Here is a 15,355-nt window from a genome sequence, read left to right as displayed (position 1 = left end):
ACTGCCAGGCACTGGAGAAGGTCAGCGTACCGCCGAAACCACCAGTGATGCCATTCTTTGTGTAGGTCACCGAGCCTGTTGAGTCCGATACCCCTGTATTTATTGTGTCGGACGCTACCTCAACGCCATTGAGGTAGCCCTTTATGGTCAGGTTAGGGCTTGTGCCAAGGTCAGTACCTGTATCGATTTCCATCGATACGAGCCGGAACTCTGCACCGTCCGCAGAGGCTATGCGTGCATCGACGGGGCCGGGAACCACTACGACACCGTCAAAGTTGAACATAACTGCCAGATCGCCGCCCCCGGGGGTAATGCTGACGTTGCTGGGAACCTCCGTGATGGACATCACCGCGCCATTCACCGCCGTTGGTGCGACCAGCGAGTAGGTCACCCCAGCGATAGTCGCGCCAGCATTGTTCAGGTAATTCGGTGACTCGCCGTTGAAGTTTTGATCGGCAGGTGCTGCCAGTAGGCTCTGATAACTGCCCAGGCTTAGGGATGTTGTAGCAACTTCCCCCACCTGGCGTTCCAACAGCCAGTCGCCGCCCTTGCTGGCCGCTCCGGTTGCGTCGTCGGAGGCGGCCACGTCCGCTTGGGTCAAGCGGGCCAGCTCATTAAGCAGCGTCGCGCCTTGCGTGCCTTCGCCGGTATTGCAACCATAAATAAGAATGTCGCCATCGGCCGCCAGTGCCGCGCCAATGGCATTCAGTGTTTGGCTGTGCTGGCCAATATTCTGTGCGTTCAGCCAGGTGTTGCCGAGTTCGACTGTGCCTTCGGAGCCGTGGCTCAGCAGGTGGATGGCATCGACGTCAGAACGATCTTTCAGGTAGTCGGCGATCTGTTGCAGGCCGTCCTTGCTGCTGTCGAGCACCACAACCTCTGTGCCGCTTGGCAGCCCGGCGATCAACTGCTGAGCGTCCTGCAGCTTGCCATCGACAAAGACTATTTCCTGGCGCTGGTCGCTGCTGGCGGCTGGCGGCGTTACAGCGTCAGTGGCATGTTGCGAGCTGTCGTCGGCGCTTTGCGTTTGGCTGGCATCGGCTGTAGTCGTGGCGGTATCTGCCATGGTTGCGGCCACCGCGCCGTCGAACATCATGCGTTGTTCAAGTGAAATCGCCAGCGGTGTTTTGGGCGTGGCGACTGGGGAACGAGGCGATGACTTCTTATCATTCCAGAACATGACGTAGCTCCCTTTGATCGCATCGTGCCATTAGGCGGGTAAACGGATTAGGATCGCGATGAGTCTAGATGTCAATGGCCGCCGGACCAGCGTCTGACGGTGCGCGCAGGCCAGTAACTAAAAACCACTTTCGCGCACGCCGAGCGCCGCGATCCGCCGCCAGGCAGCGCCGAGTAGCGACTGCCGTTCTCCGTCCAGTATCACCACGCCGCGCAGGGGGTGATCGGGATGGATGTCGTTATCCAATAGCGTCAGACGTACGCCGTACTGTGCTTGCACAGGTTCCGCGCGGCGCTGTGCGTCCCGGCGTACGGCGATGGGACCGCCGTGATCCGAGCTGAGCGCTTCCAGTTCCAGATAAGCGACGCCGGTAGCATCCACTTCGTCCAGGCGCACTTTCACCGCCGGGCGGGCCGGGTCGTCAGTGATGAAGCGTCCTTCGCTACCCGTTTCGATCCGCCAGAGATTTTCTTCGGCCAGATAGCCGCGCAGGCGTAGTCCCGGCTCGACGATGCGTGCAAGTGATTCGGCAGGGTGTAGCCAGCGATTCGCGCTCAGGTCGCGTTGCAGGTCACGTACCACACCGGCCTGCGGTGATCGCAGTTGCAGGCGCTCACGCTGGGCAGCCAGGCCACGGTACTCGGCTACGGCTTCGGCCAGGCGTTGTTCGAGGATGCCCGCATCGGCTGCCGTTTCGCTGCGTGCGGACTGGCGGCGCAGTTGCAGCTGAAGAATTTCGGTCTCGCGCCGGACGATGGCCTGGCGCGAGTCCAGGTCGGGCGAATCCAGCTCCAGCAGCAGATCGCCGGCTGCCACGCTCTGCCCGTCCTGCACATGCACGGCTTTCAAGCGCGCAGCCACTGGCGCATGCAGGGCGCTGGTGCGTGAGGCTTCGAGCACTGCAGGTACTTCCACCGAGCTGCGCCAGGGCACGATCAGCACCAGCATTACCGCGCCAAGGCTCAGGCCGGTGATCAGCACCTTGCGTGAGTCGGCCTGTTCACGGCGTTGCCACCATTCGCCCAGCTCGCGCCAGATGGGTAGGCCAATGAACCAGAGCAGCTCAACCACCATCAGGAAGATGCCGAGTACTTTGAAGAACAGGTGATAGACCGCCAGGGCGATGCCGAGGAACAGGATTGCGCGCCATATCCAGGAGCCGTAGCCCCAGATCAGCAGACGCCGGGTCATGCTGGGTGACCAGGGTTCCGGTGCCTGTTCGCCATAGCCGAACAGGGCTTCGCGCAGGCGCCAGCGGCACAGGGCGAAGGCGCGGTGTTGCAGGTTGTCCACGCCCCACAGGTCGCTGATCAGAAAATAACCATCGAAGCGCATGAAGGGATTGAGGTTGATCACCAACGTGGTGATCCAGGTCGCGCTGGCCAGCATGAAGGCCGAGGTCAGCAAGGGGCCGTCCGGCAGCAATGACCAGGCCAGCAATGCCAGCACCGCCAGCAGCAGTTCAGCGAACACGCCGCCTGCACCGATCAGCAGTCGCGAGCGCCGGTCGCGCACGCGCCAGGCATCGCTGACATCGGTGTAGAACATCGGCAGCAGCACCATGAAGGCCAATCCCATGCTCTGTACCCGGCAGCCGGCGCGCTTGGCCATGAAGGCATGGCCGAACTCGTGACAGAGCTTGGCGAAGGTCAGCGCAATACCGAACGCCAGGGCGCCGCCGAGGCTGAACAGATGAGGAAACGTCGAGAGAAAGCGCTGCCAGTCGCGTATCACCAGGAACAAACCCAGCGCGAGGACCAGTGGCAGGCCCCAGCGCAGCAGCCAGGAGCCATGGCGTTCAAGCACAGGCCAGGCGCGATTGAGGAAAGGGTCGGGCCGCCACAGCGGAATGCGAAAGAACAGGTATTGATGCAGTACCCGCTTCCACGGGCTTTGGCGCTGTGCGGCGGCTTTCATCGCGTAGCTGGCACGCTGCTTGTCGTCTAGGGCGGCGATCAGGTCATGGCTGCTGAGAAAGCGCAGCATGTCCTCGAGTTCGGCCGGGCTCAAGGGTACGCCGGGCTCGGCGTTGGCCGCTGCCAGCACCTGTTGCGGCTCACCCAGTGTCCAGTGGCGTAGCAGGCGCACGGCGGCGGCGCCGAGTTTGAAGTAGCGACCGCGTAGTGGGTCGGCCAGCGTCCATTGCGGGGCGCCGTCGAGGCCAGGCGCTGCTGGCGATAGCTGCAGATCGGGGCGCAGGGCGGGCAGCATCAGAAGCCCAGGCTCTGACGTGCCGCCGCCAGGGGCCGGCGCAGTAGGTAATAGGCCAGCGGCGCTCGGTCGCCGAACAGCTTGGCGGTACCACGTAGGCCCACGCGTGGCGGCGCCTCGACGAAGCGCGCATCCAGGCGGTAGGCCAATTGTCCGGCGGCGGTGGTCTGTGCTTCGTAGGCGGAGCGCTCCAACTGGGCTTCATGACGATTGAGCGGGTCGCTGTCGAGAAACAGCGCGACTTCGGCGCCCGGCTGCAGTGTGATGGCGTCACCCACTGGCAGCTCGATGCGCAATTCGGCCTGGCTCGGGTCGGCGATCTGCATCAGCCGCTCACCGGTTTGCACCGGCTTGCCGGTCAGGCGCTCGGCGTCGGCGAAAACGGCGATGCCCGCACGTTCGGCGCGTACCTCGCTGCGCGCCAGCAGTTGCCTGGCATAGTCGCGTTCGGCGCGCTTCTGTTCGACGCGTGCGGCCAGCAGGTCGAGACGTGCGCTGGATTCTGCATCGGCGAAGGCGCGCTGGCTGTTGGCCTTGAGTTCGGCCTCGGCCACGCCCAGGGCGCGTTCGGCCACATCGGCCTGAGCCTTGAGGCTGGTGGCCTCGAAGCGCACCAGCAGGTCACCGGCGGCGACGCTTTGATTGGGCTTGACCAGAAATTCGGCGATCACGCCATCCAGTGGCGCGGCGACCACCCGGCCGCCCAGCGGGACGACTTCGGCAGGTGCCAGTACCGACTGGCGTACCGGGATCAGCAGCAGGAGCGAGAGCGCCGCCGCGACGGCCAGCAGCTTCTTGCGCGGCCAGCGCATACGCCAGGGCTTGTTCGGTTGCAGCGCCAGCCAGGCGTGAGCATAGGTGTCGGCCAGTTGCCTGAGCAGCGATTGCTCGGCCTCGTTGAAGGGCAGGTCGCGGGCCAGCCATAGACCGCCGAAGGTTTCGCCGCTGCGATTCTTCAGGGGAAGCCAGTAGGCATGTGCCGCGGACAGGTCGTTCATATCGGCGCGAGCCTGTTCGTCCAGATGCGTGGGGTCGACGTTATGACCCTCGTCCAGACGTTCTTGCTTGAGCAAGGTCGCGGTAGCGCGCTCGACGAAGGCGACGAATGGCGCATGCGCTTCCACCACGCTGATACCGGTCAGCGCCTGCACCTTGCCGGCGATCAATAGGGCGGCGTGGCGAAAGCCGAACAGTGCCTGGCCACCATTGACCATGGCGAAGGCCAATTGCTCGGTATTGCCAGCCTTGCGGGCCTGCTGCTCAAGCCCGAGAAAAAGGGCGAAGACTCGCTCGGCTGTTCCGGGCAGTGGTGCGTTCATTCAGTCACCTGGAGTTGCGCAGTACCGCTCATGCCGGCGAGCAGCCCCTTGGTATCGTCCGGCAGGCTGCCGATCAGCAGCAGGGTCTGGCTGCCCTCGTCGATACGCGCACCCAGGCGTTTAACCGTGGCCTTGAGCGGTTTGCCGGTTTCATCGGGAGTGAAATCGAAGGTCTGGCCCGCCTGCAGGCGGCTAAGCCAGTTGGATGGCACCAGCAGGTAGATCTCCAGTGTGCCGTTATCCACGACATCCAGCAGTGGAGTGCCGCTGGCCACGCTTTCGTGCGGTTGGGCGCGGCGCAAAACCACACGGCCATTGAAGGGTGCGGTGACGCTGCAGCGTTTCACCTGCACCTGGTATACCTGGGTTTCCGCCTGGGCTTGGGCCTGCCGGGCCTCGGCCAAAGCTACTTCGAAGCGGCCAACCGAGTTGAGAGCAGCCAGCTGTTTCTTGTGGTTCAGTTCTTCGCGGGTGGCGCGGGTAGCTGCTTGCGCTGCATTGAGTTGCGCTTGATAGGCGCTGCAGTCGAAACGTACCAGAACGTCGCCTTTGTTGAAGTCCTGGCCGTCGCTGAAGGGCATTTCGATGATGCGGCCAGGCAGTTCACTGGACAGTACGGCCTGATTGCGGGCCCGCAGTACGCCGCGTACCTGGCGCTCGCCGGTTTGCGTGGCGACTGGCGCCAGTGACTCGAGTAACGGGTCGTCGGCCCGTACGAGTGAGCTGAGTGCAAAGATCAGCAGGCCAAAGAGGGAGGGGAGAGGGCTGTGGCGCGGCATGGCATACGTCCTTGCATGGAGTCAGCGCAGTCTACGGTAGAAGTCGATCATGGCAAATTGGCCGTAACGATGCATTGCTATGGTGCATGATGTCGACTCTGGTGCGCGCGAGGCCTGCTTCTGGTGCGTGAGGGTTCACGCCCGCCTATGCGGTGCGTGGTTTTGCCCCTGGCATAAGTCTTGCGCTGCACTGAGTATCGTCCAGGCTAGCAGGAGGCCGCCGTGTCGATTCATGTCGCGCTGCATCATGTCACCCACTACCGTTACGACCGCGCGGTCAATCTCGGGCCACAGGTCGTGCGCCTGCGCCCGGCACCGCACAGCCGCACGCGCATTCTCTCCTACGCATTGAAAGTCGAGCCGGCCGAATACTTCATCAACTGGCAGCAAGACCCGCAGGGTAATTACCTGGCGCGTCTGGTGTTCCCGGAGAAGACTCGCGAGTTCAAGGTCGAGGTGGACCTGGTCGCCGAGATGGCGGTGTTCAACCCGTTCGACTTCTTCCTTGAGCCCTACGCCGAGCGCATTCCTTTCGCCTACACCGAGGGCGAGCAGCGCGAGCTGGCGCCTTATCTGGTCAAGCTGCCGGCCACGCCGCTGTTCACCGAGTACCTGGCCGGTATTTCTCGCAAGCCGCGTCCCAGCATCGATTTTCTGGTGGAGCTGAACCAACGTCTGTCGGCCGACATTCGCTACCTGATTCGCATGGAGCCGGGCGTGCAGACGCCGGAGCAGTCGCTCGAGCTGGCTGCCGGTTCGTGCCGTGATTCGGCCTGGCTGCTGGTACAACTGCTGCGTCACCTGGGGCTGGCGGCGCGCTTTGTTTCCGGCTACTTGATCCAGCTCACGGCCGACGTCAAAGCCCTCGACGGCCCCTCCGGCACCGACAAGGACTTCACCGATCTGCACGCCTGGTGCGAGGTGTATTTGCCCGGTGCCGGCTGGGTCGGCCTCGATCCCACTTCAGGCCTGTTCGCCGGCGAAGGCCACATCCCGCTGGCCTGCAGCCCGGAGCCATCCTCGGCGGCGCCGATCACTGGCGGTCTGGACGAGTGCGAGGTGGAGTTCGAGCACCTGATGAGCGTCGAACGCGTGTGGGAAGCACCGCGCGTCACCAAACCCTACAGCGAGGCGCAATGGCAGGCGATCCAGGCGCTGGGCCAGCAGATCGACGATGACCTGCACAAGCACGACGTGCGCCTGACCATGGGCGGCGAGCCAACCTTCGTCGCTCTCGATTATCCCGATGACGACGAGTGGAACACCGCCGCGCTCGGGCCGAACAAGCGCCGCCTGGCGGCCGACCTGTTCTATCGCCTGCGCAACCACTATGCGCCCAAGGCATTGGTGCATTTCGGTCAGGGCAAGTGGTACCCCGGCGAGCAGTTGCCGCGTTGGTCGCTGAACTGCTTCTGGCGGCGCGATGGTGAACCGCTATGGCACGACCCCAAGCTGCTGGCTGACGAGAAGCGTGGCTATGGCGCGACGGCAGAAACTGCCGAGCGTTTCCTGGGGGCGCTGGCGGCGCATCTGGGGGTGGATGCTGGCAACGTTTTCCCAGCCTATGAGGATTGGTTCTATTACCTGTGGCGCGAGCGCAAGCTGCCGGACAACGTCACTCCTGATGACCCGCGCTTGAGTGATCCGCTGGAGCGTGAGCGCCTGCGCAAGGTGTTCGATCAGGGGCTCGATTCTGTGGTTGGCCACGTATTGCCGTTGGCGCGCCAAGTGGTTGGTGAGGGCTGGCAGAGTGGGCGCTGGTTCCTGCGTGACGAGCATTGCCGTCTGTTGCCGGGCGACTCGGCGCTGGGCTATCGCCTGCCGTTGGATTCCATGCCCTGGGTCAGTCAGGCCGACTACCCCTACGTCAATCCGGTCGACCCTAGCCAGGCGTTGCCGCCGTTGCCCAGTCCGGCGCAGATCCAGCGTCAACTGCGCGGTGTCTGGCGCGGCGCCAGTGCCGGCCCGCAGAGCGCGCGCCCAGCCAACGGGCAATCAGCTGCCGGCATCGTCCGTACCGCGCTGTGCGCCGAGCCCCGCGATGGCCGCCTGTATCTGTTCATGCCGCCGCTGAGCCATCTCGAGGACTATCTGGAGTTGGTCGCGGCCATCGAGGCCGTGGCTGCCGAGCTCAAATGCCCTGTGCTGCTGGAGGGCTACGAGCCGCCGCTGGACCCACGCCTGCAGTATTTCCGCGTCACCCCCGACCCGGGCGTGATCGAGGTCAACATCCACCCGGCTGCCAGTTGGGATGAGCTGGTCGAGCGCTGCGAATTTCTTTACGAGGCCGCGCGGCAGTCGCGTCTGTCCAGCGAGAAATTCATGATCGACGGACGCCACACCGGCACCGGCGGCGGCAACCACTTCGTCCTCGGCGGGGCGACGCCGGGGGATTCGCCCTTCCTGCGCCGTCCCGATCTGCTGCGTAGCCTGATCAGCTATTGGCACAACCACCCGTCGCTGTCCTATCTGTTCAGCGGGTTGTTCATCGGCCCGACGTCACAGGCGCCACGTGTCGATGAGGCGCGCAACGATGCGCTGTACGAGCTGGAGATTGCCTTCGCGCAGATGCCCGAACCGGGGCGCGACTGCCCGCCGTGGCTGGTCGATCGGCTGTTGCGCAACCTGCTGGTGGACGTCACCGGCAACACTCACCGCGCCGAGTTCTGCATCGACAAGTTGTACTCGCCGGACTCGGCCACTGGCCGCCTGGGCCTGCTCGAACTGCGCGCCTTCGAGATGCCGCCGCATGCGCAGATGAGCCTGGCTCAGCAACTGCTGCTGCGTGCGCTGATCGCGCGCTTCTGGCAGGAGCCCTATCGGCCGGCGAAGCTGGTGCGTTGGGGCACCGAGTTGCACGACCGTTACCTGCTACCGCATTTCATCGAGCAGGACTTCGCCGATGTGCTGCAGGAGCTGGGTGCCTTTGGCTATCGCCTACGCAGCGAATGGTTCGCCCCGCATTTGGAGTTCCGCTTTCCCAAGGCCGGCGACTTCATGGTCAAGGGTATCGACCTGGAAGTGCGCCAGGCACTGGAGCCCTGGCATGTACTGGGTGAGGAGGGGGCGGTCGGTGGCACCGTACGCTACGTCGACTCGTCCCTGGAGCGGCTACAGGTGAAGGTGAACGGCATGGCCCCGGATCGCTATGTGTTGACCTGCAACGGCGTGCCGGTGCCGCTGCGGCCGACCGGCAAGGTCGGCGAGTTCGTCGGCGGCGTGCGTTTCCGTGCCTGGCAGCCGGCCAGTTGCCTGCAACCGACCATCGGTGTGCACGCGCCGCTGGTGTTCGACCTGATCGACACCTGGATGCAGCGTTCGCTGGGTGGTTGCCAGTACCATGTCGCGCATCCGGGCGGTCGTAACTACGACAGCCTGCCGGTCAACGCTTACGAGGCGGAAAGCCGGCGTCTGGCGCGCTTCTTCCGCCTGGGCCACAGCCCAGGCAAGCGCCCAGTCACGCAGCCGATAGATAATAATGAACTGCCGATGACCCTGGATCTGCGTCGCGTCTGACGCAATCCAGCAATGTGTGGGAGGCGCTTTAGCGGCGACGGTCGCGGCTAAAGCCCCTCCCACGGTGCTTCAAGGATTTGCACCGCCTTGCCACTGCCGAGCCTGCCATGCACGACCTGCTAGCTGATTATCCGCCCCCTGCCGGGGCCTACCACGAACTGCTCGACGCCAAGGGCAACGTGCGCCCGCATTGGCGCCGCCTTTACGAGCAACTGGCACGCAGCCGCCCGGAACACCTGGCGCAGCGCGAGGCAATGTTGGCGCGGCAGATTCAGGAAAACGGCGTTACCTACAACGTCTACGCCGACCCGGACGGCGCCGACCGCCCGTGGGAACTCGACCTGCTGCCCAATCTGATCCCCGCTGACGAGTGGCAGCAGATCGCCGCTGGCGTGGCGCAGCGCGCGACCTTGCTCAACCGCGTGCTGGCCGATCTGTATGGCCCGCAGAAGCTGATCGCTGAAGGCTTGCTGCCGACCGAACTGGTGTTCGGCCACAACAATTTCCTCTGGCCGTGCCAGGGCATGCAGGCGCCGGGCGGCACCTGGCTGCATCTGTATGCAGTGGATCTGGCCCGAGCGCCGGACGGGCGCTGGTGGGTCACCGCCGACCGCACCCAGGCACCCTCCGGTGCCGGTTATGCGCTGGAGAACCGGCAGATCGTCTCGCGCGCCTTCCCCGAGCTGTACCGCGACCTGCGCGTGCAGTATCTGGCCGGCTTCTTCCGTACCTTGCAGGACACCCTGGCACGTCAGGCGCCGAGTGGCGGCGAGACGCCGCTGGTGGTATTGCTGACGCCGGGGCGCTTCAACGAGAGCTACTTCGAACACCTGTACCTGGCGCGCCAGCTCGGTTATCCACTGGTCGAAGGCAGCGACCTGACCGTGCGCGACGCCACCCTCTACCTCAAGACTCTGGCCGGCCTGCGCCGCGTACACGCGGTGCTGCGTCGTCTCGACGACGACTACTGCGACCCGCTGGAGCTGCGTACCGATTCTGCCCTTGGCGTACCTGGCCTGCTCGAGGCCGTGCGCCGTGGCCGCGTGCTGGTGGCCAATGCCCTGGGCAGCGGCGTGCTGGAATCCCCCGGCCTGCCCGGCTTTTTGCCGGCGATCAGCGAGCACCTGTTGGGTGAAGAACTGCTGCTGCCATCCATCGCCAGTTGGTGGTGCGGCGAGCCGCCAGTGCTGGACGAGGCGCTGGAGAAACTCGACCAGTTGCTGGTACGTCCGGCCTTCCCCTCGCAGAGCTTCAATCCGGTGTTCGGCCGTGATCTGGACGAGGCGCAGCGCGCCAAGCTGGCCGAGCGCCTGCAGGCACGTCCCTACGCCTATGTCGCGCAAGCGCGGGCCAAGTTGTCACAGGCTCCGGTGTGGGATGGCAGCGGTTTGCAGCCGCGGGCCATCGGCATGCGCGTGTTCGCCGTGGCCAGCGCCGATGGCTATCGGGTGATGCCGGGTGGCCTGACGCGTGTGGCCGCCGAGGCCGATGCCGAGGTCGTGTCGATGCAGCGCGGCGGGGCGAGCAAGGATACCTGGGTGCTCGGCACGCGGCAGAGCGGCGGCGAGCCCTGGCAGACGCAGCGTACGCTCGGCACCGCCGACCTGGTCCGCAGCGACCCCTTCCTGCCTTCACGCGTGGTGGAGAATCTCTACTGGTTCGGTCGTTACGCCGAGCGCTGCGAGGGCAATGCGCGGCTGCTGCGCATCATGCTGGCGCGCTACGTCGATGACGATGACGACCCGCAGGCGCTGCAGAGCGCGCTGGCGCTGGCGCAGGAATTGGGCCTGCTGGCAGATCCCGACGAGGGTGAACTGGCGGAGCGTCTGTTGCAGGCGTTGCTCGGCAGCGACTGGCCGGCCAGCCTGCGCTCCAATCTGCAGCGCTTGCAGTGGGCCGCTGGCAGTGTGCGCGGCAAGCTGTCCCAGGCCAACTGGCAGGCGCTGGTGGAACTGCAGTGCGAGGCGCAGTTGCTCGAAGGCCAGCCGGCCGATTTCGGCGAGCTGCTGGATTTTCTCAACCGTCTGCTGATGTCGCTGGCGGCGCTGTCGGGCTTTGCCCTCGATGACATGACGCGCGACGACGGCTGGCGCTTCCTCATGCTCGGTCGTTACATCGAGCGCTTGCAGTTTCTTTGCGACAGCTTCGCCGGCTTCCTGCGCAGCGGCTCGGCCACTGACCAGTCGGCCCTGGAATGGTTGCTGGAGCTGGGCAACAGTAGCATCACCTACCGTACCCGTTACCTGGCTTCGGCGCAGTTGATTCCGGTGCTCGACCTGCTGTTGCTCGATGAACAGAACCCGCACGCCGTGATCTTCCAGATGCGCACCTTGCTGCGCTCGCTGGAAGGGCTCAACGAGCGTTTCGAGCTGCCGGCCGAGCGCTACCTGGTCTATCTGGAGCAGCAGCTCACCGCCTTCAGCCTGGCCAGCCTGGAAAACCCGCTGTTCGGCCCAGGCAGTACCCGGGCGGTGCTCGAGGGGCTTGCCGATTTGCTGGTGGCCATCAGCGAGGCCGCTGGCGCGGTGTCCGATCACCTCGGGCTGCGTTTCTTCGCCCATGTCGATGTCAGTCAGCGGACGCAATCCTCATGAGCAGCGCGTTGTATCAGGTTCTCCACGACACCCATTATCGTTACTCGGCGCCGGTTTCCCTGGCCCAGCAACTGGCGCACCTGTGGCCGCGCGAATGCCCCTGGCAGCGTTGTCATGAACAGGAATTGCGTATCGACCCACAGCCCTGTCAGCGTCGTGACGGCCTGGACGTGTTCGGCAACCCCCTGACCCGCCTGGTGTTCGAGCGCCCACATGAGGCGTTGGTCGTCAGCGCTCGGCTGCGCGTCGAAGTGCTGGAACGGCCAGCGCTGGAGCTGGATGACTCGCCGAGCTGGGAGGCTACCAGCGCGGCTCTCAGCTACAGCGGCAAACGGATGGCGCCGGCGTTGCTGGAGGCGGCGCGCTACCGCTTCGAATCGCCCTACGTGCGCCTCAAGCAGGTGTTCGCCGACTACGGCGACGATTGCTTCACGCCGGAGCGCCCGCTGCTGCAGGCGTGCCAGGCGCTGATGCAGAAGATCTTCGACGAATTCAGCTTCGATGCCGAAGCCACTCAGGTGGCCACGCCGCTGCTGCAAGTGCTAGAGGAAAAACGTGGGGTGTGCCAGGACTTCGCCCACCTGATGCTTGCCTGTCTGCGTTCGCGTGGGCTGGCGGCGCGTTACGTCAGCGGCTACCTGCTAACTCAGCCACCGCCCGGCCAGCCTCGGCTGATCGGTGCGGATGCCTCGCATGCCTGGGTCTCGCTGTATTGCCCGCGTCAGGGCTGGGTGGACTTCGATCCGACCAACAACGTGCGCCCGGCACTGGAGCACATCACCCTGGCTTGGGGGCGGGATTTCTCCGATGTGTCGCCGCTGCGTGGGGTGATTCTCGGGGGCGGCAGCCACGACCCGGAAGTGCAGGTGACCGTGTTGCCGTTGGCGGGATAAATGGTGGCAGCAGTTGTGCACGTAATCTGTGGGTAACTCTGTACACAAATTCTGGAACAACCGCTGCAATCCCGCCGTTTCGGGGCTTGCAGGGCATTGTTCAGCTTTTCGCCAACGCGCTGAAATACACCTGTGAAGGGTGAAAAACTTCAAGTAAACCAGTGGCTTGTCTTGAATCCTCGCGCATCGATAGTGCGCCCGGAGTGGATTCGATGTTTATCCCCGAAAAACGGGGAGCAAGCTGTGGATAAGCTTGGGGAGAATCCCTCCAGGCAGCGCGGGCCAAGGGCCGCAGGCGTTTGCACACGCTTTGATCTTTTCACTCGGCCTTGGCGGGCCGAAGTGACTGCCAGAGGCGGCCGAACAGGCTGACCAGCGGCAGCGTCAGCAAGCCAGCGAGGATGCCGAACAGCGCATTGAGCAGGGTGGGGACGAGCAGCGACACTAGGTGCCCGGCATCGCGCTCCACCCACTCGGCTGCATGGTGTACTGCTGTCTCCACTGGCGGCAGGCCGTGGCTGAGAATGCCACCACCGACCATGAACATCGCGGCTGTGCCAACCACTGACAGCGTCTTCATCAACCACGGAGCCAGGCGCAGGATGCCGCGACCACAGGCCTGGGCGAAGGCACTGGTGCGCTGGCTGAGATAGAGCCCGGCGTCGTCCAGTTTGACGATGCCGGCGACCAGCCCGTAAACCCCGGCGGTCATCACCAGCGCGATGCCGCTGAGCACCAGCACCTGATTGAGAAAACTGGCAGCAGCGACGGTGCCGAGGGTGATGGCGATGATTTCCGCCGAGAGGATGAAGTCGGTGCGCACGGCGCCACGAATCTTCTCGCGCTCGAATGCCACCAGGTCGACCTCGGGGTCGGCGATGGCATTCAGGTGTGCCTGCTTGTCGTCCTCCCCATGGCGGTGCAGCAGCTTGTGCACCAGTTTCTCGGCGCCCTCGTAGCAGAGGAACAGGCCGCCGAGCATCAGCAGCGGCACAACCAGCCAGGGCGCCACGGCGCTGATCAGCAGGGCGGCCGGCACCAGAATCGCCTTGTTCAGCAGCGAACCCTTGGCGACCGCCCAGACCACCGGCAGCTCGCGGTCTGCGCGTACGCCTGTGACCTGCTGGGCATTGAGCGCGAGGTCGTCACCGAGCACGCCGGCGGTCTTGCGCGCGGCGATCTTGGTCATGGTGGCGACGTCGTCGAGTACGGTACTGATGTCGTCGATCAGGGCGAGCAGGCTGCTTCCGGCCATGTTGCGGCTTCCGTAGGGAGACAAGCCGCAGAGCGTAGCATTGTGTTACATGTCTGCGTATAGGCTCAGACGGGCGCGCGATCCACCCACTTCGGTGCCGCGCTGGGGCGCCATTCGCTCAGGGCATCGAGCAGGTTTTGCGGGCTATCGGCAATCTGCAGCATCTCGCGGTGCTGCGCACGGACGAAACGCTCGGCAACCAGGTGATCGAGGAAGTCACCCAGCTTGCTGTAGAAGCCATTCACTTCCAGCAGGCCCAGCGGTTTGGCGTGATAGCCCAATTGGCCCCAGGTCCATACCTCGAACAGTTCTTCCAGGGTGCCGAGGCCGCCGGGCAGGGCGATGAAGGCGTCGGCCAGCTCAGCCATGCGCGCCTTGCGTGCGTGCATACCATCCACCACTTCCAGGCAGGTCAGACCGCGGTGGCCGATTTCGGCGCGCTCCAGGCTTTGCGGGATGATGCCGATCACTTCGCCACCGGCATTGAGCGCCGCATCGGCGACTACACCCATCAGGCCGACGGCGCCGCCGCCGTAGATCAGGCGAATGCCACGCTCGGCCAGGTGCTGACCCAGCGCTTCGGCGGCTTCGCGGTAGATAGGGCTGGCGCCGGGGCTGGCTCCACAGAAGACGCAGACGCTACGCAGGGACATGGACGAACTCCTTGGCTGAATACGCCAAGGGTAACCAGTCGCTACGCAGCCACCAAGTGTCAGTGCCGCGTATCAATGCCGCAGGTAGCGCAGGCGTAGCTGGCGAGCAGTTGCTTGAGCAGGTCGTTGAGGTGCATGGCGCGGCTTCCTGACGCAGGGACATGCTGTTCAGGCTAGTCCCGATGCCGGCGCCGCGCCGTTAGATTGTTTCGATGATGGCGATAGCCGCCGTGCGATCAGATCAGTTCCAGCGCACTCATCCCGGCCAGGCCCAGCAGCACCACGCCGCAGGCTGCATAGGTCAAGCGGTGCCAGAGCAGCGAGGCGGCGCGGCGGAACCAGTCCACCAGGCCGGCGCAGATGAAGCACCAAAGGATTGACGACACCATGAACCCGGCGAAGAACACCGCCAAATGCATGGGTGTTGGCTGGGCGACACCGATGGCGGCCATCGCACCACCCATCGCCGCCCAGTAGACGATGTTCTGCGGGTTGGTCAGCGATAACGCCGCGCCAGCGGCAAAAGCGCCACCGGCAGCAACCTGGCCATCGTCGCTGGGTTGTGGCGGGCGATGGGCGTCGCGTAGCGACTGATAGCCAAGCCAGGCCAGGTAGAGCGCGCTGGCCAGCGTCAGCGGGTAGCGAATCTGTGCGCTGTCGAGCAGCAGTGCCAGGCCGGTGAGACCGAGTGCGGCCCAAGTGGCGTCGCCCACCAGCGAGCCGATCTGCACCAGCAGCGCAGGTCTGTAGCCGTCACGCAGGCCGCGGCGCAGGGTTTCGCTGAACACGGCACCCGGAGCGGCGTTGAACACGAAACCAAGCAGCATGGCGGCGAGGAAGAAACTGAACATGAAGCGTCCTTACTAGGCAGGGAAACGAAGGCTACTCGCCTAAGCAGGCAGCATGCCAGGTGGGGAAAATAAAGTTTTCCACGAAGCCTGTGGGAATAACTGTG

At 64.5% G+C, this 15,355-nt stretch carries 10 protein-coding genes and 1 pseudogene; 4 read left to right on the top strand and 7 right to left on the bottom strand.

The window, feature by feature from the left end:
* Positions 1–490 precede the first annotated feature (490 nt).
* The 4 genes and pseudogenes from RTH74_RS24135 to RTH74_RS05205 form a co-directional block, all read right to left on the bottom strand.
* A pseudogene (locus RTH74_RS24135) lies at positions 491–1,066 on the bottom strand (DUF4347 domain-containing protein); the annotation flags it as partial.
* 231 nt (positions 1,067–1,297) lie between these two features.
* Positions 1,298–3,391 carry a biotin/lipoyl-binding protein gene (locus RTH74_RS05215; protein WP_316913973.1) on the bottom strand — a complete coding sequence of 698 codons (2,094 nt, stop codon included), beginning with the start codon at positions 3,389–3,391 and terminating at the stop codon, positions 1,298–1,300.
* The gene (locus RTH74_RS05210; protein WP_316913972.1) at positions 3,391–4,710 is read right to left on the bottom strand and encodes an HlyD family efflux transporter periplasmic adaptor subunit; all 1,320 of its coding nucleotides are present in this window, start codon (positions 4,708–4,710) and stop codon (positions 3,391–3,393) included. Before RTH74_RS05210 ends, RTH74_RS05215 begins: the two co-directional genes overlap by 1 nt.
* Entirely contained in the window at positions 4,707–5,489 is a 783-nt protein-coding gene (locus RTH74_RS05205) for an efflux RND transporter periplasmic adaptor subunit (protein ID WP_099522690.1), read from the bottom strand. Before RTH74_RS05205 ends, RTH74_RS05210 begins: the two co-directional genes overlap by 4 nt.
* Before the next feature lie 222 nt (positions 5,490–5,711).
* On the opposite strand from RTH74_RS05205, the gene RTH74_RS05200 reads away from it, so the two are divergent.
* The 3 genes from RTH74_RS05200 (at position 5,712) to RTH74_RS05190 (ending at position 12,492) form a co-directional block, all read left to right on the top strand.
* Positions 5,712–9,005, top strand: coding sequence for a transglutaminase family protein (locus RTH74_RS05200; protein ID WP_316913971.1), 3,294 nt, complete (start codon positions 5,712–5,714; stop codon positions 9,003–9,005).
* Between the two features lie 107 nt (positions 9,006–9,112).
* Positions 9,113–11,599 carry a circularly permuted type 2 ATP-grasp protein gene (locus RTH74_RS05195; RefSeq protein WP_316913970.1) on the top strand — a complete coding sequence of 829 codons (2,487 nt, stop codon included), beginning with the start codon at positions 9,113–9,115 and terminating at the stop codon, positions 11,597–11,599.
* Positions 11,596–12,492, top strand: a complete 897-nt coding sequence (locus RTH74_RS05190; RefSeq protein ID WP_179545893.1) for a transglutaminase family protein — start codon at positions 11,596–11,598, stop codon at positions 12,490–12,492. Before RTH74_RS05195 ends, RTH74_RS05190 begins: the two co-directional genes overlap by 4 nt.
* A 319-nt stretch (positions 12,493–12,811) precedes the next feature.
* On the opposite strand, the gene RTH74_RS05185 is transcribed toward RTH74_RS05190, so the two are convergent.
* Both RTH74_RS05185 and RTH74_RS05180 read right to left on the bottom strand, forming a co-directional pair.
* Positions 12,812–13,747: a DUF808 domain-containing protein gene (locus RTH74_RS05185; RefSeq protein ID WP_316913969.1), complete on the bottom strand. Its 936-nt coding sequence runs from the start codon at positions 13,745–13,747 to the stop codon at positions 12,812–12,814.
* Positions 13,748–13,812: 65 nt separating this feature from the next.
* Positions 13,813–14,400 carry a TIGR00730 family Rossman fold protein gene (locus RTH74_RS05180; protein WP_041976613.1) on the bottom strand — a complete coding sequence of 196 codons (588 nt, stop codon included), beginning with the start codon at positions 14,398–14,400 and terminating at the stop codon, positions 13,813–13,815.
* Positions 14,401–14,411: 11 nt separating this feature from the next.
* Between RTH74_RS05180 and RTH74_RS05175 the strand changes: the two genes are divergently transcribed.
* The gene (locus tag RTH74_RS05175; RefSeq protein WP_316913968.1) at positions 14,412–14,552 is read left to right on the top strand and encodes a hypothetical protein; all 141 of its coding nucleotides are present in this window, start codon (positions 14,412–14,414) and stop codon (positions 14,550–14,552) included.
* An 84-nt stretch (positions 14,553–14,636) separates the two neighbouring features.
* Here the strand turns inward: RTH74_RS05175 and RTH74_RS05170 are convergent, their stop codons facing one another.
* Positions 14,637–15,251 carry a LysE family transporter gene (locus RTH74_RS05170; RefSeq protein WP_316913967.1) on the bottom strand — a complete coding sequence of 205 codons (615 nt, stop codon included), beginning with the start codon at positions 15,249–15,251 and terminating at the stop codon, positions 14,637–14,639.
* Positions 15,252–15,355 lie beyond the last annotated feature (104 nt).

This window comes from Pseudomonas sp. zfem001 (genome assembly GCF_032621725.1).
GTDB classification, from domain to species: Bacteria; Pseudomonadota; Gammaproteobacteria; order Pseudomonadales; family Pseudomonadaceae; genus Aquipseudomonas; species Aquipseudomonas sediminis.
This window is presented reverse-complemented; position numbering and strand designations above follow the sequence as displayed.